Source organism: Micromonospora sp. NPDC007208, from assembly GCF_042869175.1.
Lineage (GTDB): Bacteria > Actinomycetota > Actinomycetes > Mycobacteriales > Micromonosporaceae > Micromonospora > Micromonospora foliorum.
Map to the genome: position 1 here is coordinate 250,702 of NZ_JBIAFG010000003.1, position 25,559 is coordinate 276,260.

At 72.1% G+C, this 25,559-nt stretch carries 24 protein-coding genes; 13 read left to right on the top strand and 11 right to left on the bottom strand.

All coding sequences use genetic code 11. The annotated features are described in order from the left end of the window. Window positions 1-127: 127 nt before the first annotated feature. The 4 genes from ACFYL6_RS07530 (at window position 128) to ACFYL6_RS07545 (ending at window position 7,468) form a co-directional block, all read left to right on the top strand. A complete protein-coding gene (locus ACFYL6_RS07530; protein ID WP_387168803.1) occupies window positions 128-3,883 on the top strand; it encodes a multifunctional oxoglutarate decarboxylase/oxoglutarate dehydrogenase thiamine pyrophosphate-binding subunit/dihydrolipoyllysine-residue succinyltransferase subunit in 3,756 nt (1,251 codons plus the stop codon). A gap of 125 nt (window positions 3,884-4,008) precedes the next feature. Beyond that, window positions 4,009-4,194, top strand: coding sequence for a DUF6104 family protein (locus ACFYL6_RS07535; RefSeq protein ID WP_030490374.1), 186 nt, complete (start codon window positions 4,009-4,011; stop codon window positions 4,192-4,194). A 92-nt stretch (window positions 4,195-4,286) separates the two neighbouring features. Beyond that, window positions 4,287-6,356 carry a phosphate acetyltransferase gene (gene pta, locus ACFYL6_RS07540; RefSeq protein ID WP_387168806.1) on the top strand — a complete coding sequence of 690 codons (2,070 nt, stop codon included), beginning with the start codon at window positions 4,287-4,289 and terminating at the stop codon, window positions 6,354-6,356. After that, entirely contained in the window at window positions 6,353-7,468 is a 1,116-nt protein-coding gene (locus tag ACFYL6_RS07545) for an acetate/propionate family kinase (protein WP_387168809.1), read from the top strand. Before pta ends, ACFYL6_RS07545 begins: the two co-directional genes overlap by 4 nt. Window positions 7,469-7,557: 89 nt before the next feature. Here the strand turns inward: ACFYL6_RS07545 and ACFYL6_RS07550 are convergent, their stop codons facing one another. Then, entirely contained in the window at window positions 7,558-7,731 is a 174-nt protein-coding gene (locus tag ACFYL6_RS07550) for a hypothetical protein (RefSeq protein ID WP_387168811.1), read from the bottom strand. Between the two features lie 157 nt (window positions 7,732-7,888). Here ACFYL6_RS07550 and ACFYL6_RS07555 point away from each other — a divergent pair, with 157 nt between their 5' ends. After that, entirely contained in the window at window positions 7,889-8,785 is an 897-nt protein-coding gene (locus ACFYL6_RS07555; protein WP_387168814.1) for an alpha/beta hydrolase family protein, read from the top strand. A 153-nt stretch (window positions 8,786-8,938) separates the two neighbouring features. Beyond that, complete coding sequence (locus tag ACFYL6_RS07560) at window positions 8,939-9,904, top strand: alpha/beta hydrolase family protein (RefSeq protein WP_387168817.1); 966 nt, start codon at window positions 8,939-8,941, stop codon at window positions 9,902-9,904. 222 nt (window positions 9,905-10,126) lie between these two features. Here ACFYL6_RS07560 and ACFYL6_RS07565 read toward each other — a convergent pair whose 3' ends face one another. From ACFYL6_RS07565 to ACFYL6_RS07575, 3 genes are all read right to left on the bottom strand, one after another. Next, window positions 10,127-11,089: a zinc-binding dehydrogenase gene (locus ACFYL6_RS07565; protein ID WP_387168820.1), complete on the bottom strand. Its 963-nt coding sequence runs from the start codon at window positions 11,087-11,089 to the stop codon at window positions 10,127-10,129. Window positions 11,090-11,176: 87 nt separating this feature from the next. After that, window positions 11,177-12,355, bottom strand: coding sequence for an NADP-dependent malic enzyme (locus ACFYL6_RS07570; protein ID WP_387168823.1), 1,179 nt, complete (start codon window positions 12,353-12,355; stop codon window positions 11,177-11,179). A 145-nt stretch (window positions 12,356-12,500) separates the two neighbouring features. Continuing rightward, window positions 12,501-12,851, bottom strand: a complete 351-nt coding sequence (locus tag ACFYL6_RS07575; RefSeq protein WP_387168826.1) for a S24/S26 family peptidase — start codon at window positions 12,849-12,851, stop codon at window positions 12,501-12,503. An 84-nt stretch (window positions 12,852-12,935) separates the two neighbouring features. On the opposite strand from ACFYL6_RS07575, the gene sodN reads away from it, so the two are divergent. The 3 genes from sodN to ACFYL6_RS07590 are packed head-to-tail and all read left to right on the top strand — an operon-like array spanning window position 12,936 to window position 14,352. After that, window positions 12,936-13,340 carry a superoxide dismutase, Ni gene (gene sodN / locus ACFYL6_RS07580; RefSeq protein WP_387168829.1) on the top strand — a complete coding sequence of 135 codons (405 nt, stop codon included), beginning with the start codon at window positions 12,936-12,938 and terminating at the stop codon, window positions 13,338-13,340. Continuing rightward, entirely contained in the window at window positions 13,337-13,912 is a 576-nt protein-coding gene (locus tag ACFYL6_RS07585) for a GNAT family N-acetyltransferase (RefSeq protein WP_387168831.1), read from the top strand. The genes sodN and ACFYL6_RS07585 overlap by 4 nt, the downstream gene beginning before the upstream one ends. Window positions 13,913-13,944: 32 nt before the next feature. Continuing rightward, on the top strand, window positions 13,945-14,352 hold the full coding sequence (locus ACFYL6_RS07590) for an ATP-binding protein (protein WP_030336681.1): 408 nt from the start codon (window positions 13,945-13,947) through the stop codon (window positions 14,350-14,352). A 23-nt stretch (window positions 14,353-14,375) separates the two neighbouring features. On the opposite strand, the gene ACFYL6_RS07595 is transcribed toward ACFYL6_RS07590, so the two are convergent. Then, entirely contained in the window at window positions 14,376-14,765 is a 390-nt protein-coding gene (locus ACFYL6_RS07595; protein WP_238659528.1) for a hypothetical protein, read from the bottom strand. A gap of 43 nt (window positions 14,766-14,808) precedes the next feature. Here ACFYL6_RS07595 and ACFYL6_RS07600 point away from each other — a divergent pair, with 43 nt between their 5' ends. After that, window positions 14,809-15,759 carry a diacylglycerol/lipid kinase family protein gene (locus ACFYL6_RS07600; RefSeq protein ID WP_387168835.1) on the top strand — a complete coding sequence of 317 codons (951 nt, stop codon included), beginning with the start codon at window positions 14,809-14,811 and terminating at the stop codon, window positions 15,757-15,759. A 449-nt stretch (window positions 15,760-16,208) separates the two neighbouring features. Further along, entirely contained in the window at window positions 16,209-16,466 is a 258-nt protein-coding gene (locus ACFYL6_RS07605) for a WhiB family transcriptional regulator (protein WP_088950012.1), read from the top strand. 86 nt (window positions 16,467-16,552) lie between these two features. Here ACFYL6_RS07605 and ACFYL6_RS07610 read toward each other — a convergent pair whose 3' ends face one another. From ACFYL6_RS07610 to ACFYL6_RS07630, 5 genes are all read right to left on the bottom strand, one after another. Further along, window positions 16,553-17,356, bottom strand: coding sequence for a sirohydrochlorin chelatase (locus ACFYL6_RS07610; RefSeq protein ID WP_387168838.1), 804 nt, complete (start codon window positions 17,354-17,356; stop codon window positions 16,553-16,555). Then, the gene (locus ACFYL6_RS07615) at window positions 17,338-18,099 is read right to left on the bottom strand and encodes a phosphoadenylyl-sulfate reductase (protein ID WP_091406068.1); all 762 of its coding nucleotides are present in this window, start codon (window positions 18,097-18,099) and stop codon (window positions 17,338-17,340) included. Before ACFYL6_RS07615 ends, ACFYL6_RS07610 begins: the two co-directional genes overlap by 19 nt. Next, on the bottom strand, window positions 18,096-18,257 hold the full coding sequence (locus ACFYL6_RS07620; protein ID WP_124776219.1) for an IS1 family transposase: 162 nt from the start codon (window positions 18,255-18,257) through the stop codon (window positions 18,096-18,098). The genes ACFYL6_RS07615 and ACFYL6_RS07620 overlap by 4 nt, the downstream gene beginning before the upstream one ends. After that, the gene (locus ACFYL6_RS07625) at window positions 18,254-19,966 is read right to left on the bottom strand and encodes a nitrite/sulfite reductase (RefSeq protein ID WP_387168842.1); all 1,713 of its coding nucleotides are present in this window, start codon (window positions 19,964-19,966) and stop codon (window positions 18,254-18,256) included. Before ACFYL6_RS07625 ends, ACFYL6_RS07620 begins: the two co-directional genes overlap by 4 nt. Window positions 19,967-20,257: 291 nt before the next feature. Further along, the gene (locus ACFYL6_RS07630; protein WP_387168845.1) at window positions 20,258-21,169 is read right to left on the bottom strand and encodes an ArsR family transcriptional regulator; all 912 of its coding nucleotides are present in this window, start codon (window positions 21,167-21,169) and stop codon (window positions 20,258-20,260) included. Window positions 21,170-21,231: 62 nt separating this feature from the next. Here ACFYL6_RS07630 and ACFYL6_RS07635 point away from each other — a divergent pair, with 62 nt between their 5' ends. After that, window positions 21,232-22,257 carry an aldo/keto reductase family protein gene (locus ACFYL6_RS07635; protein ID WP_387168848.1) on the top strand — a complete coding sequence of 342 codons (1,026 nt, stop codon included), beginning with the start codon at window positions 21,232-21,234 and terminating at the stop codon, window positions 22,255-22,257. 45 nt (window positions 22,258-22,302) lie between these two features. Beyond that, a complete protein-coding gene (locus ACFYL6_RS07640; protein WP_387168851.1) occupies window positions 22,303-23,802 on the top strand; it encodes a glycosyltransferase family 39 protein in 1,500 nt (499 codons plus the stop codon). A 158-nt stretch (window positions 23,803-23,960) separates the two neighbouring features. Here ACFYL6_RS07640 and ACFYL6_RS07645 read toward each other — a convergent pair whose 3' ends face one another. Continuing rightward, window positions 23,961-25,553: a histidine kinase N-terminal domain-containing protein gene (locus ACFYL6_RS07645; protein ID WP_387168854.1), complete on the bottom strand. Its 1,593-nt coding sequence runs from the start codon at window positions 25,551-25,553 to the stop codon at window positions 23,961-23,963. Window positions 25,554-25,559 lie beyond the last annotated feature (6 nt).

The window sequence follows — 25,559 nt, forward strand, 5'->3', positions numbered from 1 at the left end:
CCGAGGCGGAAATGCCTGCGGGATCCGTACGGCGTAGCCTGGGAGCCGTCCAGTCCGTGCTCCTAATCGGGCGCGACGGACACACCGCGTGCCACACAAACCCGCGTGAAAGAGGCGATTACCGGCCGTGTCGACCCAGCAGACTTCGCAGGAGAACCCACTGGCGGGTTTCGGCCCGAATGAGTGGATCGTCGAGGAGATGTACCAGCGCTACCTCGCCGACCCATCGAGCGTCGATTCGGCCTGGCACGACTTCTTCGCCGACTACCGTCCGGCACCGGGCGCGGGCACCCCGCGCGGTGCCGAATCGTCGGGCAAGCCGGCCGCCGCTCCCGAGCCGGACGGCCAGCCGGAGGCAGCCGCCACGGTCGCCCAGCCGAGCGCCCCGGCCAAGCCGGCGACCGCGAGCAAGCCCGCTGCCGCCCAGCCCGCGCCGGCCAAGCCCGCCCCTCCGGCCGCGCCCAAGGCCACACCGGAGAAGGCCGCCCCGGCCAAGCCGGCCGCCAAGGCCGCCGCGCCGAGCGCCGACGGCGCGCAGACCACGCCGTTGCGGGGCGTCGCCGCGAAGATCGTCCAGAACATGGACGCCTCGCTGAGCGTGCCCACCGCGACAAGCGTGCGCGCGGTCCCGGCCAAGCTGCTTGTGGACAACCGCATCGTGATCAACAACCACCTCGCCCGCGGGCGGGGCGGCAAGGTCAGCTTCACCCACCTGGTCGGCTACGCGATGGTGCGCGCGCTGGTCCAGCACCCCGAGATGAACAACTCGTTCACCGAGGCCAACGGCAAGCCGGCGGTGGTCCGCCCGGCACACGTCAACCTCGGCATCGCGATCGACCTGGCCAAGCCGGACGGCACCCGCAACCTGGTGGTCCCCTCCATCAAGGGCTGCGAGCAGATGGACTTCCGGCAGTTCTGGCAGGCGTACGAGGACGTGGTCCGACGGGCGCGGCGCAACGAGCTGACCATGGAGGACTACTCCGGCACCACGATCTCGCTGACCAACCCGGGCGGCATCGGCACCGTGCACTCGATGCCGCGGCTCATGCAGGGGCAGAGCGCGATCATCGGCGTCGGCGCGATGGAGTACCCGGCCCCCTACCAGGGGATGTCCGAGGCCACCCTGGCCGAGCTGGCGGTCAGCAAGATCATCACGCTGACCAGCACGTACGACCACCGGATCATCCAGGGCGCGCAGTCCGGCGAGTTCCTCAAGGTGATGCACGAGCTGATCCTGGGCGAGCACGGCTTCTACGACCAGATCTTCACCGCGCTGCGCATCCCGTACGAGCCGGTGCGCTGGATGCGCGACGTCGCGGTCAACTCCGAGGGTCAGATCAACAAGACCGCCCGGGTGCACGAGCTGATCCACGCGTACCGGGTGCGCGGTCACCTGATGGCCGACACCGACCCGCTGGAATTCAAGATCCGCAAGCACCCCGACCTGGACGTCCTCCAGCACGGGCTCACCCTGTGGGACCTGGACCGCGAGTTCCCGGTCAACGGCTTCGCCGGCCGGCAGCGGATGAAGCTGCGCGAGATCCTCGGCGTGCTGCGCGACTCGTACTGCCGCCGGGTCGGCATCGAGTACATGCACATCCAGGACCCGGAGGAGCGGCGCTGGGTCCAGGAACGGATCGAGCGCAAGTACGAGAAGCCGTCCGCCGACGAGCAGAAGCACGTGCTCAACCGGCTCAACGCGGCAGAGGCGTTCGAGACCTTCCTCCAGACGAAGTACGTCGGCCAGAAGCGCTTCTCGCTGGAGGGCGGCGAGTCGCTGATCCCGCTGCTCGGTGAGGTGCTGGAGTCCTCCGCCGAGAACGGGCTGGACGAGGTCGTCATCGGCATGGCCCACCGGGGCCGGCTCAACGTGCTGGCCAACATCGTCGGCAAGCCGTACGAGAAGATCTTCTCGGAGTTCGAGGGTCACCTGGACCCGCGCTCGACGCAGGGTTCCGGCGACGTGAAGTACCACCTGGGTCAGAACGGCAAGTTCACCACTCCGGACGGCGAGCACGCGGTCAAGGTGTCGGTGGTGGCCAACCCGTCGCACCTGGAGGCCGTCGACCCGGTGCTGGAGGGCATCGTCCGGGCCAAGCAGGACCGGATCGACCTCAAGCTGGAGGGCTACACCGTGCTGCCGCTGGCGGTGCACGGTGACGCCGCCTTCGCCGGGCAGGGCGTGGTGGCCGAGACGCTCAACCTGTCGCAGCTGCGCGGCTACCGCACCGGCGGCACCGTGCACGTGGTGGTCAACAACCAGGTCGGTTTCACCACCGCCCCGGAGTACAGCCGGTCCAGCCTCTACAGCACCGATGTGGCCCGGATGATCCAGGCGCCGATCTTCCACGTGAACGGCGATGACCCGGAGGCCGTGGTCCGGGTGGCCCGGCTGGCGTTCGAGTACCGGCAGACGTTCAACAAGGACGTCGTGATCGACATGGTCTGCTACCGCCGGCGCGGGCACAACGAGGGCGACGACCCGTCGATGTCCAACCCCCAGATGTACAAGATCATTGACTCGAAGCGCTCGGTCCGCAAGCTCTACACCGAGGAGCTGATCGGTCGCGGTGACATCACCGTGGAGGACGCGGAGGAGCTGCTGCGCGACTACCAGGCGCAGTTGGAGAAGGTCTTCAAGGCCACCCGGGACGCCGCCTCGGCACCGCGCCAGCTCAACCGGCCGCGCCGCGAGGAGGAGCCGGAGCCGCAGGTCGACACCGCCACCGACGCGTCCGTGGTCAAGGCCATCGGCGAGGCGCACATCAACCTGCCGGAGGGCTTCACCCCACACAAGCGGATCCAGCAACTGCTGGACCGGCGGGCCAAGATGTCCGTCGAGGGCAACATCGACTGGGGCTTCGGCGAGATCATCGCGCTCGGGGCGCTGCTGCACGACGGGGTCACCGTCCGGCTCGCCGGCCAGGACTCGCGTCGCGGCACGTTCGTGCAGCGGCACGCCTCGGTGGTCGACTCCCGCACCGGCGACGACTACCTGCCGCTGAAGTCGCTCACCAGTGACGGCGAGCGCTCCCGGTTCTTCGTGCACGACTCGCTGCTCAGCGAGTACGCGGCGATGGGCTTCGAGTACGGCTACTCGGTGGAGAACATCAACGCCCTCGTCGCCTGGGAGGCCCAGTTCGGCGACTTCGTCAACGGCGCCCAGTCGGTGATCGACGAGTTCATCTCGTCCGGTGAGGTGAAGTGGGGCCAGCGCTCCGCCATCACCCTGCTGCTGCCGCACGGCCACGAGGGTCAGGGCCCGGACCACACCTCCGGCCGGCCGGAGCGGTTCCTGCAGATGTGCGCCGAGGACAACATGCGGGTGTCCATCCCGACCACCCCGGCGAACTACTTCCACCTGCTGCGCCGCCAGGCCCTGTCGCCCAAGCGCAAGCCGCTTGTGGTGTTCACGCCGAAGTCGCTGCTGCGGCACAAGCTCTGCGTCTCGTCGGTGGAGGACTTCACCACCGGCACCTTCCAGCCGGTGCTGCGCGACACGGCCGCCCCGGCACCGGAGGCGGTGAAGCGGGTGCTGCTCTGCTCCGGCAAGGTCTACTACGACCTGTTCCAGGCCCGGCAGGAGCGCGGCGTCACCGACACCGCGATCCTCCGGCTCGAGCAGCTGTACCCGCTGCCGGTGGAGGAGATCCGGGCTGCGCTCGCGCAGTTCCCGAACGCGGAGGACTTCGCCTGGGTGCAGGAGGAGCCGGCCAACCAGGGTGGCTGGTCGTTCGTCGCGCTCAACCTGCTGGAGCACCTCACGGACGTGCGGCTGCGGCGGATCTCCCGCCCGGCGGCGGCCGCCCCGGCGGTCGGCTCGGCCAAGACCCACGAGGTCGAGCAGAACGCGCTGATCGAGGCGGCTCTCCCCCGCCCGTGACCTGACCTGAGCACGGAGCCGGGGCAGAACCGTTTCACCACGGTCCTGCCCCGGCTCTCGTAGGTCCCGCCGGTCCACCCACCCACCCGCCCGGCCCGAGCCGGGCCGAGCACAAGGACGTACCCATGTACTTCACCGACCGCGGCATCGAAGAGCTGGTCGAGCGCCGGGGCGAAGAGCAGGTCACGCTCGAGTGGCTGGGCGAGCGCCTACGCGACTTCGTGGACCTCAACCCCGACTTCGAAACCCCCATCGAACGCCTGGCAACCTACCTGGCCCGCCTGGACGACCCCGACGACGAAGACGCCTAACCCCGTTCCGTACCCGGTGATCAAGAAGTTTCGGTCACGATGGGGACCGGAGCTGACGCAAACTTCTTGATCAACGGGCAGGGGGTGGGAACGTGGCTCGGAGTGTTTACCTCACCAGCGTGGGGTCCGGTGGGGGCAAGTCGACGATTGCCCTCGGGCTGGCGGAGTTGCTGTCCCGCCAGGTCGGACGGATCGGCGTGTTCCGGCCGCTGGTGGCCGACAGCGGCCAGGACCCGATCCTCGCCCTGCTCAGCGAGCGGTACCGGGTCGAGGTGCCGCTGTCCGAGTTGGCTGGGGCGAGCTACGCCGTGGCCGCGGCGCTTGTCGCCGACGGCCGACGGGAGCAGCTGATCTCCGCCATCGTCGAGCGCTACCGGGCGGTGGAGCGGCAGTGCCCGGCGGTGGTCGTGGTGGGCAGCGACTTCGACGACCCGGGCGATCCGGCCCGCCCCCGGGAGCTGGCCTTCAACGCCCGGCTGGCCACCGAGTTCGGCAGCGTGGTGGTGCCGGTGGTGGACGGCTTCGGGCAGGAGCCCGCGGCGGTCGCGTCGGCCGTGCGGGGGGCGTACCACGATCTGGCCGACCTGGGCGCGACAGTGCTCGCGGTGATCGCCAACCGGGTGACCGAGCCGATGACGCTGCCCGACCTGCCGGTGCCCGCGTACGCCATCCCGGAGGTGCCGAGCGTGTCGGCGCCGACGGTGGCCGAGGTGGCGGCGGCGCTCGGCGCCACCCTGCTTGCCGGGGACGACGCCGCGCTCGGTCGCGACGTGCTGGACTTCGTGGTCGGCGCGGCGCACGTGCCGACCCTGCTGGGTCACCTGACCGAGGGCGCCCTGGTGATCACACCTGGGGACCGGGCCGACCTGCTCGTCGCCGCGAGCGCCGCGCACGTGGCCGGGCAGGTGTCGGTGGCCGGGCTGGTGCTCACCCTCGGCGAGCAGCCCGACCCCAGGGTCATGCGGCTGGTGGACGGGCTCAACACCGGGCTGGCGGTGCTCTCCGTAGGCAGCGACAGCTACGACACGGTGGCCGCGTCCAGTCGCATCGAGGGTCGGCCCAGCGTGGCCAATCCCCGCAAGGTGGAGGCCGCGCTCGGCGCGTTCGAACGCTGTGTGGACACCGACGACCTGGCTCGTCGGCTGCGGGTCAGCCGGTCGGCGCGGGTCACCCCACTGATGTTCGAGAACGAGCTGATCGACCGGGCCCGCTCGAAGCCCCGGCACCTCGTGCTGCCGGAGGGCACCGACGAGCGGATCCTGCGCGCGGCGGAGATCCTGCTGCGCCGCGGGGTGGCCGAGCTGACGGTGCTCGGCCGGCCGGACGACATCGCCCGGCGCACCCGCGAACTGGGCATCGACCTCGGCGACGCGCACGTGGTCGACCCGGTCACCAGCGGGTGGCGCGACGACTTCGCCGCCGAGTACGCCCGGCTGCGCGCCCACCGTGGCGTCACCGCCGAGTTGGCGCACGACATCGTGACGCAGCCGAACTACTTCGGCACCCTGATGGTGGCCACCGGCCGCGCCGACGGCATGGTCTCCGGCGCGACGCACACCACCGCCGCGACCATCCGACCGGCGTTCGAGATCATCCGTACGCTGCCGGACGTCTCGGTGGCCTCCAGCGTCTTCTTCATGCTGCTCGCCGACCGGGTGCTGGTCTACGGCGACTGCGCGGTCAACCGCGACCCGGACGCGGCCCAGCTCGCCGACATCGCGATCTCGTCGGCCGACACCGCCGCCCGGTTCGGCATCGAACCCCGGGTGGCCATGCTGTCGTACTCCACCGGCAGCTCGGGGGCCGGCGCGGACGTGGAGAAGGTCGCCGCGGCCACCGCGCTGGTCCGGGAGCGCCGGCCCGACCTGCTGGTCGAGGGGCCCATCCAGTACGACGCGGCGATCGACCCGGCGGTGGCGGCGACGAAGCTGCCGGGCAGCCCGGTCGCCGGCCACGCCACGGTCTTCATCTTCCCGGACCTGAACACCGGCAACAACACGTACAAGGCGGTGCAGCGTTCCGCCGGGGCGGTCGCAGTCGGCCCGGTCATGCAGGGCCTGCGCCGACCGGTGAACGACCTGTCCCGGGGCGCCGGAGTGCCGGACATCGTCAACACGGTGGCGATCACCGCCATCCAGGCGGCCACCGAGGAGGCGTCGTGAGTCGGGTGCTGGTGCTCAACTGCGGGTCGTCATCGGTGAAGTGGCGGCGCTACGACGGTGACCGGGCGCTCGACCACGGCACCGTCGAGCGGATCGGTGAGCCCGGTGGCGGCCCGGCGGACCACGCCGACGCGGTCCGGCAGATCCTGGACGGGCTGGACCTGACCGGGCTGGCGGCGGTCGGGCACCGGGTGGTGCACGGTGGCCGGACGTTCAGCGCGCCGGTGCTGGTCGACGACGCGGTACTGGCCGCGATCAAGGACCTGGTGCCGCTCGCCCCGCTGCACAACCCGGCCAACCTGGCCGGCATCGAGGTGGCCCGCGCGGCGCTGCCGGACGTCCCGCAGGTCGCCGTCTTCGACACCGCGTTCCACCACACCCTGCCGGAGGCCGCCGCGACGTACGCGATCGACCGGGAAACCGCCGAGCGGTACGACATCCGCCGGTACGGCTTCCACGGCACCTCGCACGCGTACGTGTCCCGGCGCACCGCCGAGTTGCTGGGCCGCCCCTACGAGCAGGTCAACACGATCACCCTGCACCTGGGCAACGGGGCCAGCGCCTGTGCGGTGGAGAACGGTCGCAGCGTCGCCACCTCGATGGGCATGTCCCCGTTGCAGGGGCTGGTGATGGGCACCCGCAGCGGCGACGTGGACCCGACAGTCATCTTCCACCTGCGCCGGGAGGGCGGGCTGTCGGTGGACGACATCGACGACCTGCTCAACCACCGCAGTGGCCTGCTCGGGCTGACCGGCGTCAACGACATGCGCGAGGTGCTCGAACGCCGAGCGGCAGGTGACCGGGCGGCGGCGCTGGCCTTCGACGTGTACTGCCGGCGCATCACCGAGTACGTCGGGGCGTACTACGCGCTGCTCGGCCGGGTCGACGCGATCACCTTCACCGCCGGGGTCGGCGAGCACGCCGCGCCGGTGCGGACTGCCGTGCTGGCCGGCCTCGGCCGGCTCGGCATCACCGTGGACGACGCCCGCAACGACGGCGAGGGCGACCGGTTGATCTCGCCAGATGGTGCCGAGGTGAGCGTCTGCGTCATCCGCACCGACGAGGAGCGGGAGATCGCCCGGCAGACCCGGGACGTGGTCGGGGCGACCTGACGCCACTGCGGCGCGCGCACCCCCGGGAGGCCCGAGGGTGCGCGCGAATCGCTAGATCCGTTCAGCCAACCGCCAGCCAGGCGACTCGATCAGCCGGTCGCCAACCAGGCGACGAGTGCCACCAGCACCACGACGACCACTGCCGCACCGATGATGAGCGGCAGGCGGGACGGGGCCTCCGTCGGCGCCGCGGCCTCCGTCGTCTGGTTGAAGGCGCGGAACGCCTCGGTGTTGCCGCTGGGGTCCGTGTAGTTCTCAGGCATGTCGGTGACCCTAGCGAAGCTGGTCACGCGGCACCGTCCCCGGCCCACGGCATCCCAGGGGTGGACCCGGCCGGCCGAGGTGCCCCGACCGGGTGGCGGGAGCACCCGAGCCGGACGGCGGGGCCGCTACGCCCGCCCGGGCACCTACCGTGGAACGATGGGGGCGGGCCGGCTGATGGCCGTACTGGTGACAGCGCTGCTGGCCGGTTGTGCGCCGGCCACGGCCGTGGCCGGCGGGGCCACCGGGCCGGTGTCGGCGCGCCGGGCGCCCGAGGGGTCGTACGCCGTCGGCGTGCGTACGCTCACCCTCGATTCGCGCTCGGCGCGCCCCCTGCCGGTGACGATCTGGTATCCGGCGTCGACCGGTCAGGTGGCGGCCGGGCGGTTCCCGGTGGTGGTCTACAGCCACGGGCTGGGCAGCCTGCCCGAGCTGCACGCCGCCCTGACCACCCGCTGGGCGGCGGCCGGTTTCGTGGTGGCCGCACCCGCGTACCCGCACACCCGGCAGGGTGCCGCGCACTTCACCCGGGCCGACGTACGCCACCAGCCGGCCGACGCCTGGCGACTGATCCGCTACCTGGGCGGCCTCGACCGGAACCGCGCCGATCCCCTCGCCGGGCACCTCGACCTGACCTCGGTCGCCGCCGCCGGGCACTCGGCGGGCGGCTTCACCACCACCGGCATGTTCAGCGAGGGCCACCCGGCCCGGCTGCGCGCCGGGATCGTGATCGCCGGCGGCGGGTTGCCGGGCAGCTTCGCCGGGCCGGCCGCGCCGGTGCTCTTCGTGCACGGCACGGCCGACCCGGTGGTGCCGGTGACGGTCGGACGGGCCGCGTACGCGCGTACCCCCGGGCCGGCCGCGTTCCTCAGCCTGCTCGGCCAGGACCACGGCGCGTACCTCACGCCGGGCCACGCGGGCTTCGCCCCGGTCCTCGCCACCACCACCGACTTCCTGCGCTGGACCCTCTACGGCGACCGGGCCGCCGGCGACCGCCTCCCCGCCGACGCCCGCTCCCCCACCCTGACCCGTTACGAGTCCCGCCCGGCCCACTGACCCGGCCGACGCACCCGCTGCCCGCCGGCTGCTGGACGCCCCGCCCGGCGGCGGCGCTGGCGGTCGCGCCACCGCGCAGCGCTGGGTGAGTCGACGGGCACACCGCGTCGAAGTCCGCCGGGCACGTCAGCGGGGCAAGGCACAATCGGAGTCATGCCACGTCGCGTCACCCCCGCCCTGCTGGCCAGCGCCGTGCTCATGGCCGGTCTGGTCGGCTGCTCGGCGGACGCCAGGAAGACCGAGGGCCAGCAGGCGCCCGTCGAACCACCGGCCGCCGCCACGCCAACACCGCAGGTTCCGGCCGGAAAGGCACCGCAGCGTGCCTTCGCGGTCGGCGTACGCCAACTGAAGCTGAACCGGGACGGCCGCGCGCTGCCGACGACGCTCTGGTACCCGGCGGCCGGGCAGTCCGGCGGCGCGGCCAAGCGGTCGGCGACGGCGGCGGCGGGCCGGTTCCCGGTGGTGATGTTCAGTCACGGCCTGGGTGGGCGGCCGGACGACTACGCCACGCTGCTGACCCGCTGGGCGGCGGCGGGTTTCGTGGTGGCCGCACCGACGTTCCCGCACACCTCCCGAGGCGCCGACAACAACGTGCTCGACGTGCTCAACCAGCCGGCCGACGTGTCGTACGCGTTGGATCAGGTGTTGGCGTTGGACGGCAAGGCCGGCGACGCGTTGCGCGGCCGGTTGGACGGCGAGCGGGTGGCGGCGGCCGGGCACTCGGCGGGCGGGGTGACCACCATCGGCCTGTTCACCGCGAGCCGGGACGAGCGGCTGGACGCGGGTGTGGTGTTCGCGGGCACGGCGCTCGGCGTGGGTACCGCGTTCGCCGGTGCGGCCGCCCCGCAGTTGTTCGTGCACGGTGAGTTGGACGAGGTGGTCGAGTACGCGGCGGGCAAGGCCGCGTACGACAAGGTGCCCTGGCCCAAGGCGATGCTGAGCCTGCCCAAGGGCGACCACGGGCGGGCGCTGCTCGGCGACGGCGCGACGCTGCGGGTCGTCTCGGACACGTCTGTCGAGTTCCTACGCTGGTCGCTCTACGGCGACCCGGACGCCAAGAAGCGCATCTCCACCGACGCGACGCGCGGCGACATCGCCACCTTCGACGACCACCTCTGAGGCCCGCCCACGCCGACCTGGCCGACCGCGCCCGCCCCGCAGGACCGCCCGCCGGCAGACCAGCAGGCCCGCAAGATCGCGCAGTAACCAGGAAATAGTGGCCTCCCGCGACGCGGAGGCCACTATTTCCATGATGTTGTGCGATCTTGCGGCGGGGCGCGACGCAGGGCGGGCCCGACGCAGGGCGGGCCCGACGCAGGGCGGGGCGGCGTGCGAGGCCCGTCAGGCGGTGTGGTCGATGACGACCTTGCCGAAGGCGTCGCCGGAGTGCAGTCGGGCGAAGGCGTCCTCGACCCGGCTGAACGGGATGACGCTGTCCACCACCGGGCGCACCTCGTTGTCAGAGCAGAACGCCAGCAGCTCGTACAGCTCGCCGGGCGTGCCCATCGAGGTACCCAGGATCTCCAGCTGCATCGCGAAGACCCGGCGCAGGTTGACCGACGGCTCGTGCCCGGCGGTCGCGCCGGAGACCACGATCCGGGCCATCGGCGCGGCCGACTTCAGCGAGTGGTCGAAGGTGGCCGCGCCGACCGTCTCGATCACCACGTCGACCCGTTCCGGCAGCCGGGCACCGGGCTCCACGGCGATGGCGCCGAGGGCGGAGATCCGGTCCCGCTTGACGGCGTCGCGGCTGGTCGCGTACACCCGCTTGCCCATCGCGACGGCGAGCGCGACGGCCGCGGTGGCCACGCCACCGCCCGCGCCCTGGACCAGCACGCTGTCGGCGTCCGCGACGCGGCCCTTGGTGGTCAGCATCCGCCACGCGGTCAACCAGGCCGTGGGCAGGCACGCCGCGTCGGTCGCCGCCATGCCGTCGGGCAGCGGGATCAGGTTCGATCGTGGCACGGCCACCCGCTCGGCGAGCGTCCCGGCAAAGTGCTCGGAGAGGATGGAGACCCCGCGCGGGTCACCCGGAGTGACGACCACCGGGTAGACGACCACCAGGCGCCCCTCCGGGTCCAGGCCGACCGCGTCGCAGCCGAGGATCATCGGCAGCTGGGCCTCGGTGAGACCCACCCCACGCAGCGACCAGATGTCGTGGTGGTTGAGCGAGGTGGCCCGCAACTGCACGGTCACCCAGTCGTCGGCCGGAGGGGTCGGCTCGGGCCGCTCGCCGACGGTGAGCGCGGCGAGCGGATCGGCGTCGTCGAAACGGGAGGCAAAGGCAGCACGCATGATCGGCACGGTAACAAGCTGAGCGCTCGTTAAGAAGGTGGCTGGCGCACAGGCCGGCGGCGCATGCTGCGCCGGAGCGCCCCCGGCCGATGCGTCCTAGCGGCGGGCGACGCCGTCGCGGCGGGCGGCTTCGGCGACCGCCTCGGCCACGGCCGGCGCGACGCGCGGGTCGAGCGGGGACGGGACGATCGCGTCGGCGGTCAGGGACTCCGCCACCACACCGGCGATGGCGTCTGCGGCGGCGACCTTCATTCCCTCGGTGATCCGGGTGGCACCGGCGTCCAGCGCGCCGCGGAACACCCCGGGGAAGGCAAGCACGTTGTTGATCTGGTTGGGGTAGTCGCTGCGCCCGGTGGCCACCACCGCGACGTGCCGGGCAGCCACCTCGGGGTGCACCTCGGGGGTCGGGTTCGCCAGCGCGAACACGATCCCGCCGGGCGCCATTCCGGCCACCGCGGCCTCGGGAATCTGCCCACCGGAGACCCCGATCAGCACGTCCGCGTCGCGCAGCGCCTCGGTGATGTCGCCGTGGCGGCCCTCGGCGTTGGTGCTCGCCGCCAGCTCGGCCTTCGTGCCGGTCAGTTCGGTGCGGTGCCGGCCGATGATCCCCTTGGAGTCACAGACCACCACCTGGTCGGGGTTGACGCCCCCGGCGATCAGCATCTTCGTCACGGCCACGCCGGCCGCGCCCGCGCCGCTCACCGCCACCCGCAGGTCACCAAGCTTGCGGTCGAGCAGCGTCGCGGCGTTGCGCAGCGCGGCGAGCACCACGATCGCGGTGCCGTGCTGGTCGTCGTGGAAGACCGGGATGTCCAGCGCCTCGTCGAGCCGACGTTCGATCTCGAAGCAGCGCGGGGCGCTGATGTCCTCCAGGTTGATCCCACCGAACGACGGCGCGAGCGCCCGCACCACCGCGACGATCTCGTCCACGTCCTGGGTGTCCAGGCACACCGGCACCGCGTCCACCCCGGCGAACTGCTTGAACAGCACCGCCTTGCCCTCCATCACCGGCAGCGCGGCCCGGGGGCCGATGTTGCCCAGCCCGAGCACCGCCGAGCCGTCGGTGACCACCGCGACCGTGTGCGACACCCAGGTGTAGTCGTCCACCAGGGCGGGGTCGGCGGCGATCGCCTCACACACCCGGGCCACCCCCGGGGTGTACGCCAGGGAGAGGTCCTCCCGGCTGGTGAGCGGCACGGTCGAGGTAACGGCCATCTTGCCGCCCCGGTGCAGCAGGAAGACGGGATCAGCGGGGTCCACGGTGGACGAAGACATGGTGGTGACTCCAGGATCTGTCGAGCAGATGTGAGGCGGCCGGCCCCGCCGCGAGGTGGGCGGCGAGCGGTGGCACGCGGTGCGGGGGGTCACCCGGGCACTTTCCGAGCATAGTGTCGACACCACCCCTCGGATGTGAGCAGGGTCATAACTGACGGCGAGGTACCCGTCCGGGACGCGGCCAGTAGCGGGCCACCACCCGTCCGCGCACGTCGGCCACCCCGTACGCCCGGGAGTCGTCGGTGATCAGGTCGTTGTCGCCACGCAGCCACCAGCCGCCGTCCTGCGGCCGGACCGCACGCTTCACCACCAGCAGATCGGGCCGGGTTCGGAAGACCGCGACCACCACGTCGCCGACGCGGATCGGGCGGCCACCGGGACGAACCAGTACCGCGTCACCGTGCCGCAGGGTCGGGGCCATGGACGGGCCGGTCACCAGAACGGCGGTCAGCGGCCTGCGCAACCGGGGCACCTCAGCCGGGTGATCGGCGGCCACTGGTTTCACCTCCACCCGGTTCGGGGAGCATTCCCAGGAGTAATGTCGCCTTTGATCATCGCAAACTTCCCATGGAGGATCCCGATGCGACTTCCGCGCATCCTTGCGCCCCGCGTCACCGCGAGCGCTCACTGCGACCTGCCGTGCGGTGTCTACGACCCGGCTCAGGCCCGGATCGAGGCCGAATCGGTCAAAATGATCTGCGAGAAGTACCAGGCGAACACCGACCCGGAGTTCCGCACCCGCGCCATCATCATCAAGGAGCAGCGCGCCGAGCTGGTCAAGCACCACCTCTGGGTGCTCTGGACCGACTACTTCAAGCCGGCGCACTTCGAGAAGTACCCGAACCTGCACAGCCTGTTCAACGAGGCCACCAAGCTCGCCGGCGCCGGTGGCGTCAAGGGCAGCCTCGACCCGGCCACCGCCGACAAGCTGCTCGGGAAGATCGACGAGATCTCGAAGATCTTCTGGGAGACCAAGAAGGCGTGACCTCACCGGTCATCCCGACGATCCGGCCGGCACGTCCCGAGGACGTGCCGGCCGTCGTCGCCATGGTGCACGAGCTGGCCGAGTACGAACGCGCCCCGGAGCAGTGCCACCTCACCACCGAGCAACTGACCGCGGCCCTGTTCTCGACCGCTCCAGGTCGCGGCGTGGCGTCAGACGCGCCGAGCTGGAGCGGTCGTACGACTGCTCCGGCGCTCTTCGGTCACGTCGCGGTGGACGGGCACGACGAGCCGGTCGGTTTCGCGCTGTGGTTCCTCAACTTCTCCACCTGGGCCGGCGTGCACGGCATCTACCTGGAGGACCTCTACGTCCGGCCGGCCGCCCGGGGCACCGGCGCCGGCCGACTGCTGCTCGCGACGTTGGCCGACATCTGCGTACGACGCGGCTACCGGCGGCTGGACTGGTGGATGCTCGACTGGAATCCGGCCGCCGGCTTCTACGCCTCGATCGGCGCCGAGCAGATGAGCGAGTGGGTTCCCTACCGGCTCAGTGGCGACGCGCTCCGCGAGCTGGCCGGCCAGGCCACCACCGCCGGCACGCGTACGGGCGGCTGACCGGGTAGAGTCCCCGACCGGGGGGATGAGGCGTGACTCAACTGACTGGCCAGCCAGCGACCGACGACGACGTGGTGCACCTCACGGTGCCTGCCGACGGCGGTTACCTCGGCGTGCTTCGTACCGCCACCGCCGGTCTCGCGGCCCGGTTGCAGTTCGCGCTCGACGAGATCGAGGATCTGCGGATCGCGGTCGACGAGGCGTGCGCCATGCTGCTCGCCATCGCCACCCGTGACGCCGAGTTGGAGTGCCGCTTCGCGGTCACCGAGGACGCGCTGACCGTCGAGGTGACCGTGCCGACCGTGCGTGGTGCCACCCTGCCCGCCGAGTCGTCCTTCGCCTGGAAGGTGCTCACCGCGCTGACCACGTCGGCGTCCGCCACGTCCGCCGACGGTCGGGCCACGATCGCGCTGCTCACCCGCCGCTCCGGCGGTTACTGACCGACCCCGACGGGCCGGCGCGGTCACTCGAAGCCGAGGGCGCGGGTCGTCGGAGGGCAGATCAGCAGCCAGGCCACGCCCAGGCCGAGCGCCATCAGTGGCACGCCCAGCCAGCCCAGCCCCGCCTGGATCATGAACCACCCGATCGGCAGCAGCATCAGCTGAAGCACGATCGCCGGGGCCCGTGCGCCCGCCTGACGGCGCAGCAGCGCCCGGCCCAGCGCCCAGAGCACCACGGCCGCCCCGATGGCGAACACGGTCACCAGCAGCGCCGCCAGCAGGTCGGTGCGGGTGGCCGTGAGATCGGCCCAGACCAGCCAGACCGCGATCAGCCCGACGACGGCCGCCTCCGCCCACAGCAGCCGGACCGCCCAGCGGAGCGTGACGGGGATCGGGTCCGAGTCGATGGTCACGCGCGCCACGATACCCGGGCTGCCGAGAGGTACAGTGCCGCCCATGCGGGCCGTCCTGGTGGTCAATCCGAAGGCCACCACCACCAGCGAACGCAGCCGGGACGTGCTCGTCCGGGCGCTGCGCAGCGAAGTCGATCTCAGCGTGCGCTACACCCGGCGGCGCGGGCACGCCGTGGCGTTGGCCCGGGAGGCAGCCGCGGAGGGGGTCGACCTGGTCGTCACCCTGGGTGGCGATGGCACGGTGAACGAGGTGGTGAACGGCCTGATGACGGCCGAACCGCCGAGTCGCACCGGCGATGCCCCGATGGCCGAGCGGCTGCCCGCCCTGGCGACCGTCCCCGGTGGCTCGACAAACGTCTTCGCCCGCGCGGTGGGTCTGCCCCGGGAGTGGCCGGAGGCCACCAGCATGATCCTGGAAGGGCTGCGGCTGGGCCGAAGCCGGACGGTGGGGCTGGGCCTCGCCGACGACCGCTACTTCACCTTCTGCGCCGGGTTCGGCCTCGACGCCGCGGTGATCCACCGGGTGGAGCAGGCCCGGCGGAAGGGGCGGGTGTCCACGCCGTCGCTCTATCTCCGTTCGATCATGAACCAGTACTTCCTCGCCTCGGACCGGCGGCACCCGGCGATTGTCCTGGAGCGTCCGGGTGAGGCGGCGGAGGCCGAGCTGGCCACCGTCATCATCCAGAACACGGCGCCCTGGACGTACCTCGGCGACCGGGAGGTCAACCCGAACCCGGCGGCGTCGTTCGATCTCGGGCTGGATGTGCTGGCCCTACGTCAGCTCCGGGTGGCTAGCACAACACGGACAGTGACGCAGTTCCTGTCCCGGCAACCGAATCCTCGCGGCCGGCAGGTGTTACGACTCCATGACACGGCGGAGTTCACGCTGGTCTCCAGCCGCCCGCAGGCGTTCCAGCTGGACGGGGACTATCTCGGCGAGCGGGAGAAAGTCAGATTCACCTCCGTTCCCGCCGCACTGAGAGTAATCTGCTAGGTCTCGGGTACTGCCCTTGGTCGACACGGTGGCCACAACCGATCGACATGGTCGCCGCCACACCGAGGGGCAGGTGCCGGAAATGTCAGCAATGTCACGCGGACTGTACTATATTGATCCTCGACTGTGGCACGGCGGGTAACCAGGAAAGCACTGGAACCCGGACAAATGGGTTGTGGGCTTGCTCACCGCCCGGAGTTTTTCCGAGCGTCACCCTTGACATCGCGACTGTTCGTGAAAGTATTCACAAGCGGACTTGAGTTACCGGGACATTGCCTGGATATGCTCGTCAGGTTGAGCTGTTCCAGCAGGTCCCCGGCGCTGAACGCCTGCTCACGCACTGCCGAATGGACGGACGCTAACTGTCACCATCGGCACTGCGGATGCATATAGGAAAAGCACGACAAGCAATTGTTCGCCACCCATCCAGAATGAGGAGTGTTGCCGCCATGGACTGGCGTCACCATAGTGTCTGCCGCGACGAGGACCCAGAGCTGTTCTTCCCGATCGGGACGTCTGGACCGGCTCTGCTGCAGGTCGAGCAGGCCAAGGCCGTCTGCAGGCGCTGCTCCGTGACCGACCAGTGCCTTCAGTGGGCACTCGAGTCTGGTCAGGACGCCGGCGTCTGGGGCGGAATGAGCGAGGAGGAGCGGCGCGCTGTCAAGCGGCGCGGCGGTCTCCGGGTGCTGCGCGCTCACTCCGCCTGATCCCCAACGACACAGCTGTACGCCCCGGTGGGTTCGCCCGCCGGGGCGTTCCGCTGTCCGGTGCCGGGTCACCGTGCCGGCACGGGTCAGCCCGTCGACGCCAGCACCGGCCGGTCGTCGACCCGACTCAGCACCAACTCGACCAGCTCCGGTGCGTCGGTCAACGGCGCGGCGACCGCCACCGCGCCCGCCGCCCGCGCCGCCTCGGTCACCGCGTCGTGGAACAACCCCGGTGCCAGGAAGTACGCGGACACCGCGATCCGGCGCGCGCCGGACGCCCGTAGCCGGGACACCGCCACGCCGGCCGCCGGTGGGGCCGCCGAGGCGTACGCCACCCGGCAGGGCACCCCGAACTCCACGCCGAGCGCGTCGGCTACCCGGCCCACCGAGCGGCGCGCCCGGGCGTCCCGGGTGCCCGCCGCGGCCAGCACCAACGCGTCGAAGCGGCCCGGACGCGTCTCACTGAGCCGCCGGCACAACCCGGCCAGCAGCCCGGGATCGGGCGTGTCGTCCGCCGGGCCGAGCACATCGGTCACCCGTACCGCCAGCGGTGGTCCGGACCCCGTAGCCGCGGCCACCGCCGCCGGGATGTCCACCCGATGGTGGTACGCGGCGGTCAGCAGCAGCGGCACCAGCACCGCCCGGCGGTGACCGGCCACGGCCAGGTCACGCAGCACCTCGGTCGGCCCCGGCTCGGTGTGGTCCAGCCAGCTCGCCCACACCGGTGTGCCCGGCCGGGCCGCCGACACCGCCCGAGCCAGCGCCCGGGTGGCATCGGCCGCCCGTGGATCACGGCTGCCGTGCGCGACCAGCACCACCGGGTCCGCCCCGCCGGCCGCACCGGGACCGGTCCGGGTCGTCGCCGGCGAGGTCAGACGTGCAGCCCGCACTCGGTCTTCTCGAACATGGCCCACCGGCCGGCCCGCGCGTCCTCGCCGGCCTTCGTCCGGCGGGTGCACGGCCAGCAGCCGATCGACCCGTAACCCTGCTTGAACAGCTCGTTCACCGGCACGTTGAAGCGGGCGATGTAGGAGTCCACATCCTTCTGCGACCAGGCCGCGATCGGGTTGACCTTGACCTTGCCGCGACGCGCGTCGAAGGTCACCACCGGCGTGTTGGCCCGGCTCGGCGACTCGTCCCGCCGCAGACCGGCGGCCCAGGCGTCGTACCCGGTCAGCGCCCGCTCCAGCGGCTCCACCTTGCGCAGCTGGCAGCAGTCGTCCGGCGACTTGTTGAACAGCCGGGGACCGTACTGGCCGTCCTGCTGGCCGACGGTGAGCCGGGGGCGGATCGACCGGACGTTCACCGGCAGCGTCCGGGCGACCTCGTCGCGTACCCGCAGCGTCTCGGGGAAGTGCAGGCCGGTGTCGAGGAAGACCACGTCCACCCCGGGTGCCACCCGGGACACCAGGTGCGCCAGCACGGCGTCGGCCATCGAACTGGTGACGCAGAACCGCTCACCGAAGGTCTGCGCCGCCCAGCGGGCGATCTCCAGTGCCGGGGCGCCCTCCAGGTCCCGAGCGGCCTGCTCGGCCAGGGCCCGCAGCTCGTCCGGGTCGCGCCGGGCCGGGTCGGCCGGCGTCGAGCCGCCCGGGCCCACCAGACGCAGGCTCGCGGCCGAGACGAGACTCATGACGTCACCGTCCGGCTGAGCAGCCCGGTGAACTTCACCGAGAAGACCCGGGTGCAGGCGTGGCACTCCCAGGCGCCGTGCCCCGCCTCGTGCGGCCGCAGGTCCTCCTCGCCGCAGTACGGGCAGTACAGAGGTGCCGCTCGGTTCTCGCTGCTCATCGCAGTTCCTCCTCGTCGACTCTGATCACCCAGTTGGCGAACGTCTCGCCCTCGCTCCGACCGGCCAGGTAGCGACGGGCCAGCCGTTCCACGTACTCCGGAAGCTCCTCGGCGGTGGTCTTCAGGCCGCGCAGCTTGCGGCCGAAACCGGCGGTCTGCCCCTGGGCCATGCCCAGCCCGCCGCCCAGGTGCACCTGGAAACCCTCGACCTGCCGGCCGTCCGGGCCGACCACCAGTTGACCCTTGAGCCCGATGTCGGCCACCTGGGTGCGCGCGCACGCGTTCGGGCAGCCGTTGATGTGGATCGAGATGTCCGCGTCGAAGTCGCGCAGCCGCTGCTCCAGCCGGGCCACCAACTCCTCGCCGCGGGCCTTCGTCTCGACGATGGCGAGCTTGCAGTACTCGATGCCGGTGCAGGCCATCGTGCCGCGCCGCCAGGCCGACGGCCGGGCCTCCAGACCGATCCCGCGCAGCGCGTCGACAAGCGACTCCGTCCGCTCCGACGGCACGTCGAGCACCAGCAGCTTCTGGTACGGGGTGAGCCGCACCCGGTCGCTGCCGTGCGCCTCGACCACGTCGGCCAGCTGGCTGAGCTGTGCGCCGGAGACCCGCCCGACCACCGGGGCGGCGCCCACGTAGTGCCGCCCGTCGGCCTGCTCGTGCACGCCCACGTGGTCGACCGGCTTCGACGGCAGGACCGGCGCCGGGCCGTCGAGCAGCGTACGGCCGAGGTAGTCCTTCTCCAGGACCTCACGGAAGCGCTCCACGCCCCAGTCGGCCACCAGGAACTTCAACCGGGCCCGGTTGCGCAGTCGACGGTAGCCGTAGTCGCGGAAGATCCCGACCACCCCGGCCCACACGTCCGGCACCTCGGTCAGCGGCACCCAGACGCCGAGCCGCTTGGCGAGCATCGGGTTGGTGGAGAGGCCCCCGCCGACCCAGACGTCGAAACCGGGCCCGTGCTCGGGGTGGTCGACACCGAGGAAGGCGATGTCGTTCGACTCGTACGGGGTGTCCACCAGCCAGGAGATCGACGTCTTGAACTTGCGGGGCAGGTTGGAGAACTGCTTGTCGCCGACGTACCGGGAGACGATCTCGTCGATCGCCGGGGTCGGGTCGAGCAGCTCCTCGCGGGCCACCCCGGCGACCGGGCTGCCCAGCACGATCCGGGGGCAGTCGCCGCACGCCTCGGTGGTCTGCAGGCCGACCGACTCCAGCCGACGCCAGATCTCCGGCATGTCCTCGACCCGGATCCAGTGGTACTGGATGTTCTGCCGGTCGGTGATGTCGGCGGTGTCCCGCGCGAACTCCCGGGAGATGTCCGCGATCACCCGCAGCTGGGCCAGGCTGAGTTGGCCGCCGTCGATGCGGACCCGGAGCATGAAGAACTCGTCCTCCAGCTCGTGCGGCTCCAGCACGGCGGTGCGCCCGCCGTCGATGCCCGCCTTGCGCTGGGTGTAGAGGCCCCACCAGCGGAACCGGCCCCGCAGGTCCTGTGGGTCGATGGAGGCGAAGCCACGGTGCGCGTAGATGTTCTCGATGCGGGCCCGGACGTTGAGCGGGTCGTCGTCCTTCTTGATCCGCTCGTTGGGGTTGAGCGGCTCGCGGTGGCCGAGCGCCCACTGACCCTCACCCCGTGGCCGGCGCGGCGCTCGGGTCGGGCGAGCCGTCGGGTCCTCGGAACGGGCCGGGATGCTGCTGACCGCCATCGCGGCGTCCTCCGTTGTCTGCTGTGCCTCGGGGTACGCGGGGCGCGGCGGCCGGCCCGGCGAAGCGGGCGGGACAACGGTGTCTGAGACAGCCGGCGCGGAGCGCGCCCGAGACAGAATGGTCGGGCGTCGTCAGTAAGCCGGACAGATCGCGCTGCGCACGCGGCCGTAATCGACGTGGCGACGTGCCACGAAGCGGCGGACGACTGCGGCGGTCATGGGCCCATGCTGCCACACCTCATGGGGGCCGGCCAATGTCCACGTGCTGGATCCCACATCACGGGCCTGGGGTCAGCCGACCAGCTGGTCACCAAGGACAGTCCGGGCATAACGCACCACCCGCCCCTGTCGTACGCCGGCAATCAGGCCGTTGTCCCGCAGCGTGGTGAGGTGGTGCGACGCGGTCGCCGGCGCGAGACCCAGCATCGCGGCCAACTCGCCGGTGCTCAGCGGCGAGTCGAGCAGGCTGAGCGCCGCCGCCCGGGTACCGCCGAGCAGGGCGCCCAATGCCGGGCTGGGCGGCGGCGAGTCCCACAGCCCGCCCAGCCCGGTGGGCGGATAGCAGAGGGCGGGCCCGGCGTCGCCCTCCATGATCGCGTGCACCGTCGGGCCGGAGAACGAGGTGGGCAGCAGCGTCCACGGGCGTCCGTCCAGGGCGGCCGGCCGGGTCGTGCCGACGGCGACCCGCAGCGCCGCGCCGTCCCACCGGATCAACGGGTGCACGTCGCGGAGCAGGGTGCGCCCGCCCTGCTCGGCGGCGAGCAGCGTCCGCCGCCGGATGTCGGCCAGCGCGAGCGCCCGCAGCCGGGGCCAGTCCGGTGCGATCAGCAGGGTGAAGTACCGGTGCAGCTGCACGACCAGCTCGTCCGGGGTCAGCCGGGGTGCGCCGGCCCGCTCCAGTTGCCGCCGCACCCGGGACGGGTCGGTGCCGGCGACCGCCCGCAACTCGGCGGCCAGGTTCGGCGCCACCCCGATCGGGGTGAGGAAATCCGGCACGTAGCCGTTGGACGACCCGAGTACCGCCAGTAGCGGTTCCAGGCCGGCACCCGGCAGCAACCGCTCCGCGCGCTCCCGCCACGGACGGTGCATCCAGTACTTCGCCGGCTTGCGTAACGCCCAGGAACTGGCCACCAGCTCGGCCAGGGGCGAGTGCACGAACCGGACCCGGCTCAGGTCGTCGGGCGAGAACCGAACCTCGATCACCCACGGATTCGACCACGTTCGAACGGTTCGGCGACAGCGCGGAGCGGCCCGACGATCCTCATATGGAGTACAGGCAACTGGGCCGGTCGGGCCTGCGCGTCAGCGCGGTCGCGTACGGCAACTGGGTCACCCACGGCAACCAGCTCGACGACGACGCGGCGGCCGCCTGCGTGGCCGCCGCCCTGGACGCGGGCATCACCACGTTCGACACCGCCGACCGATACGCCCAGGGGCGGGCCGAGGAGGCGTTGGGCAAGGCGCTGAGCGGCGTCCGCCGCAGCTCGATCGAGCTGTGCACGAAGGTGTGCCTGCCGGTCGGGCCGGGGGCCAACGACGCCGGGCTGTCCCGCAAGCACATCATCGAGGGCTGCCACGCCTCGCTGAGCCGGTTGGGCACCGACTACGTCGACCTATATCAGGCGCACCGGTACGACGACAGCGTGCCGCTGGAGGAGACGATGCTCGCCTTCGCCGACCTGGTCCGCCAGGGCAAGGTGCTCTACGTCGGCGCCTCCGAGTGGACCGCCCCGCAGTTGCGCGCGGGCCTGCGGCTCGCCGCCGAGCTGCACATCCCGTTCATCGCCAACCAGCCGCAGTACTCGATGCTGTGGCGGGTGGTGGAGGCCGAGGTGTCGCCCGCCTGCGCTGACCTCGGCCTGGGCCAGCTCGCCTGGGCGCCCCTCGCGATGGGTGTGCTGACCGGTCGGTACGAACCTGGCGGACGTCCGCCCGCGGGCTCCCGGGCCACCGACGGCTTCGGTGGCTCGTTCATCGCCCGCTACTCCTCGGAGCTGCTGCTCTCCCGGGTAGGCCAGCTCCGGCCGATCGCCGAGGCCGCCGGCTGCACGATGGCCCAGTTGGCGGTGGCGTGGGTGCTGCGTCGGCCGACCGTGGCGGCCGCGATCGTCGGCGCGTCCCGGTCCGAGCAGCTCGCCGAGACGGCCAAGGCCGCCACGGTACGGCTCGACGACGAGCTGCTGGCCCGGATCGACGCCGTTCTCGACGAGCTCGTGGAGCGTGATCCGGCGAAGACCGCCCGACCGAACGACGTGATGCCCGCCTGGCGCCCACCGCCTGCCGCCGGCTGACGCCCACGGAGGGGGTAGCCGTGGCAGGCTCGGACCGTGGGGCAAATGTCCGAGAGGTCGGCCGGGGCGGCGTGGGAGCACCTGCGCCGCCTGCCGGTCTGGCTCCCCCCGGCGCTGGTGACCCTGGCGGTGACAGTGACCGGGCTCGGCTCCGCCCAGCTCTGGCGTGACGAACTCGCGACGTGGAGCGCGGCCACCCGGTCACCCGGCGACCTGGCCCGGCTGGCCGGCACCATCGACGCCGCCACCGGGCCGTACTACCTGCTGATGCACGTCTGGACCAGCGTCTTCGGTGACTCCACGATCGCCCTGCGCGTACCGGCCGTGCTGGCGATGACCGTGGCCGCCGGGCTGCTCGCCGTGCTCGGCGCGCGGCTCGTCGACAGGCGCGGCGGCCTCTTCGCCGGGCTGCTGTTCGCGGTGCTCCCCGGCACCTCCCGCTACGGGCAGGAGGCTCGCCCGTACGCGCTGGCCACCATGCTCGCCGTGCTCGCCACAGTGCTGCTGGTGACCGCGCTGCGTCGACCGAGTTGGGCCCGTTGGGCCGGTTACGCCGCCGCCGTCGCCGCTCTCGGGCTCATCCACCTGATCGCGCTCACAGTGCTCGCCGCCCACGCGCTGGTCGTCCTCATCGCCTGGTGGCGCGGCCCGACCCCGGCCGGCATCGTCACCCCGGCCGAGCCCGACGCCGAGCGGGACCGCCGGGTGTGGCGGTGGCTGGTCGCCGTGGTGCCGGTCGCGCTGCTGGCCGGCCCGCTGCTGGTCAAGGCCCGGACCCAGCAGTCCCGGCAGTTGAACTGGGTCCACCTGGCCCGGCTGGACGACCTGACCGCGCTGCCCGGCGGCGTGGCCCAGAGCAGTGTGGTCGGTGGCCTGCTGGTCGGGGTCGCCGCGCTGGGCGCGGCCCGGCTCGGGCGACGCGCCCTGCTGCCGGTCAGCGCGGTGCTGCTGCCCGTACTGCTGCTCTTCGCCGCCGGCACTGTCGTACCACTGTGGGTGCCCCGGTACCTGGTCTTCGTGGCGCCCTTCGCGTGTCTGCTGGCGGGCGCGGCGCTGGCCGCCGTGGCCGCACCGGCCGCGCTCGTCGTGGTGGTGCTGGCCGGGCTGCTCGGTCTACCCGACCAGGCCGCGCTGCGACGGACCCACGAGTGGCCGCGCAGCGCGCCGGTGGACTACGCCGGGGCGGCACGGGTGATCGCCGACGGTCAACGGCCGGGGGACGCGGTCGTCTACTCGCCCCGGCACAGTTGGCTCTTCCTCGACCTCGGCATCGAGTACCACCTCGGCGACCCACCACGCGACGTGCTGGTCACCGAGGACGAGGTGCGCCGCGGCGATCTGTGGGCCGCGGAGTGCCCCCAGCCAGCCCAGTGCCTGGCCGGTACGCCACGGGTGTGGCTCGTTGTCTCTGGCCGGCACGCCGAGCCGCTGGCCGCCGTGCCCGGCGCCAAGGGCGACGCGCTACGGACGGACTTCACAGTCACCCAAGCCTGGCAGCGCCCCGGCCTCACCGTCGCCCTGCTGACCAGCCGCCCCGCCCGCTGACCGGTCCGTCCGTGGGCAGGCCGGCGGTCCGCGCACCTCGTTGAGTCTGATGCCGGTGAATCATCAAGATGACTCACCGGCATCACGCTCATCCAGACATCCGCTCCCCGACGCGGACCCGGCCGAGCGGGAGGCGGAAGCCGGGCGGCGGGCGGCGGTCAGGCCTGCGAGCGGCCGTCGTGGGCGCTGCGGGCCAGCGGGACGACAAGCACGGCCTCGGTGCCACCGTTGGCGCCGGCGCGCAGTTCGATGGTGCCGCGCAGCTCCCCGGTGATCAGGGCTCGGACGATCTGGAGGCCGAGCCGGCTGCCGCGTTCGGCGTCGAAGTCCGGGGGTAGCCCGCGCCCGTTGTCGGTCACCGAGACGTGCAGCATCTTGCGGAACCGGTGCGCGGAGACCACCACCTCGGGTCGCATCGACGGGTCGACGTCGGCAGCGGCGACCGGCACCATTCCGGAGGCGGCGGGTACGGGGGCCTCCTCCGCCTCGTCGGCTGGCGGGAAGCCGTGCTCGACGGCGTTGAGCAGCAACTCGTTGAGGACCATCACCAGCGAGGTGGCGATCTCCGCCGGCAGTACGCCGAAGCTGCCCCGCCGCCGCATGCCGACGCTCACCTCGGTCGCCGCGACCTCGGTGGCCGCGCTGGCCACCCGGTCGACGATGCCGTCGAACTCCACCGCCTCGTCGCTGGACATGGAGAGCGTCTCGTGCACCAGGGCGATCGAGGCGACCCGACGGACCGACTCCTCCAACGCGACCCGGGCCTCCGGCATGGACACCCGGCGGGCCTGCAACCGCAGCAGCGCGGCCACCGTCTGGAGGTTGTTCTTCACCCGGTGGTGGATCTCCCGGATGGTGGCGTCCTTGGTGATCAGTGCCCGGTCCCGGCGGCGGACCTCGGTGATGTCCCGGACCAGCACCAGCGCGCCGATCGGCACCCCGGCCGGCATCAGCGGCAGCGCCCGGGTGAGCATCGTGGCACCTCGCGCGTCGATCTCCCGGCGGGGCGGCGCCTCACCGCGCAGCGCGGCCAGGATCCCGTTCGAGGCCTCGGTGCCGTCCAACGGGTCACCGGCCAACCGGCGGTGCAGCGCGGCCAGGTCCTCCCCCACCAGGTGGGAGGCGTAGCCCAGTCGGCGGTACGCGGACTGCGCGTTCGGGCTGGCGTAGGTGACCTTCCCGCCGGCGTCGAGCCGGACCAGGCCGTCGCCGACCCGGGGCGCCGAGGTGGTCTCACCCGGATGCCGCGGCGGCGGGAAGGTGCCGTCCGCGATCATCTGCGCCAGGTCGTCGGCAGTGGTCAGGTAGTTGAGTTCCAGCTGACTGGGCGTACGCGCGGTGGAGAGGTTGGTGTCCCGCCCCACCACGGCGATCACCTCGCCGGCCTCCCCCTCGGCGGTCCGCAACCGCACCGGGATCGCCTCGTGCCGGGCCGGCACGTCGCCGTACCAGACCGGGTCGCCCTCGCGCCAGATCCGGGCCTGGGAGTACGCCACGCCCAGGTGCGCCACCTCCGGCCCGCCGACGATCCGACCCACCTGGTCGTCCTGGTACGCGGTCGGTGCGGTGGTCGGGCGGACCTGGGCGACGCAGAGGAACGTGCCGTCGGCGTCGACCGGCACCCAGAGCAGCAGGTCGGCGAAGGACAGATCGGAGAGCAGTTGCCAGTCGCCGGCGATCCGGTGCAGGTGGTCGATGTCGGCCGGACGGAGATGGGTGTGCTCCTCGGCGAGGTCGCGCAGCGTGGACACGGTGAC

What these genes read in the sequence shown, in the direction of transcription:
- ACFYL6_RS07625 (WP_387168842.1), bottom strand. Translation starts at nt 19,966, where the DNA reads ATGGCGGTCAGCAGCATCCCGGCCCGTTCCGAGGACCCGACGGCTCGC.
- ACFYL6_RS07615 (WP_091406068.1), bottom strand. Translation starts at nt 18,099, where the DNA reads ATGAGTCTCGTCTCGGCCGCGAGCCTGCGTCTGGTGGGCCCGGGCGGC.
- ACFYL6_RS07555 (WP_387168814.1), top strand. Translation starts at nt 7,889, where the DNA reads ATGGGGGCGGGCCGGCTGATGGCCGTACTGGTGACAGCGCTGCTGGCC.
- ACFYL6_RS07535 (WP_030490374.1), top strand. Translation starts at nt 4,009, where the DNA reads ATGTACTTCACCGACCGCGGCATCGAAGAGCTGGTCGAGCGCCGGGGC.
- ACFYL6_RS07550 (WP_387168811.1), bottom strand. Translation starts at nt 7,731, where the DNA reads ATGCCTGAGAACTACACGGACCCCAGCGGCAACACCGAGGCGTTCCGC.
- ACFYL6_RS07635 (WP_387168848.1), top strand. Translation starts at nt 21,232, where the DNA reads ATGGAGTACAGGCAACTGGGCCGGTCGGGCCTGCGCGTCAGCGCGGTC.
- sodN (WP_387168829.1), top strand. Translation starts at nt 12,936, where the DNA reads ATGCGACTTCCGCGCATCCTTGCGCCCCGCGTCACCGCGAGCGCTCAC.
- ACFYL6_RS07640 (WP_387168851.1), top strand. Translation starts at nt 22,303, where the DNA reads ATGTCCGAGAGGTCGGCCGGGGCGGCGTGGGAGCACCTGCGCCGCCTG.
- ACFYL6_RS07605 (WP_088950012.1), top strand. Translation starts at nt 16,209, where the DNA reads ATGGACTGGCGTCACCATAGTGTCTGCCGCGACGAGGACCCAGAGCTG.
- ACFYL6_RS07620 (WP_124776219.1), bottom strand. Translation starts at nt 18,257, where the DNA reads ATGAGCAGCGAGAACCGAGCGGCACCTCTGTACTGCCCGTACTGCGGC.
- ACFYL6_RS07600 (WP_387168835.1), top strand. Translation starts at nt 14,809, where the DNA reads ATGCGGGCCGTCCTGGTGGTCAATCCGAAGGCCACCACCACCAGCGAA.
- ACFYL6_RS07570 (WP_387168823.1), bottom strand. Translation starts at nt 12,355, where the DNA reads ATGTCTTCGTCCACCGTGGACCCCGCTGATCCCGTCTTCCTGCTGCAC.
- ACFYL6_RS07560 (WP_387168817.1), top strand. Translation starts at nt 8,939, where the DNA reads ATGCCACGTCGCGTCACCCCCGCCCTGCTGGCCAGCGCCGTGCTCATG.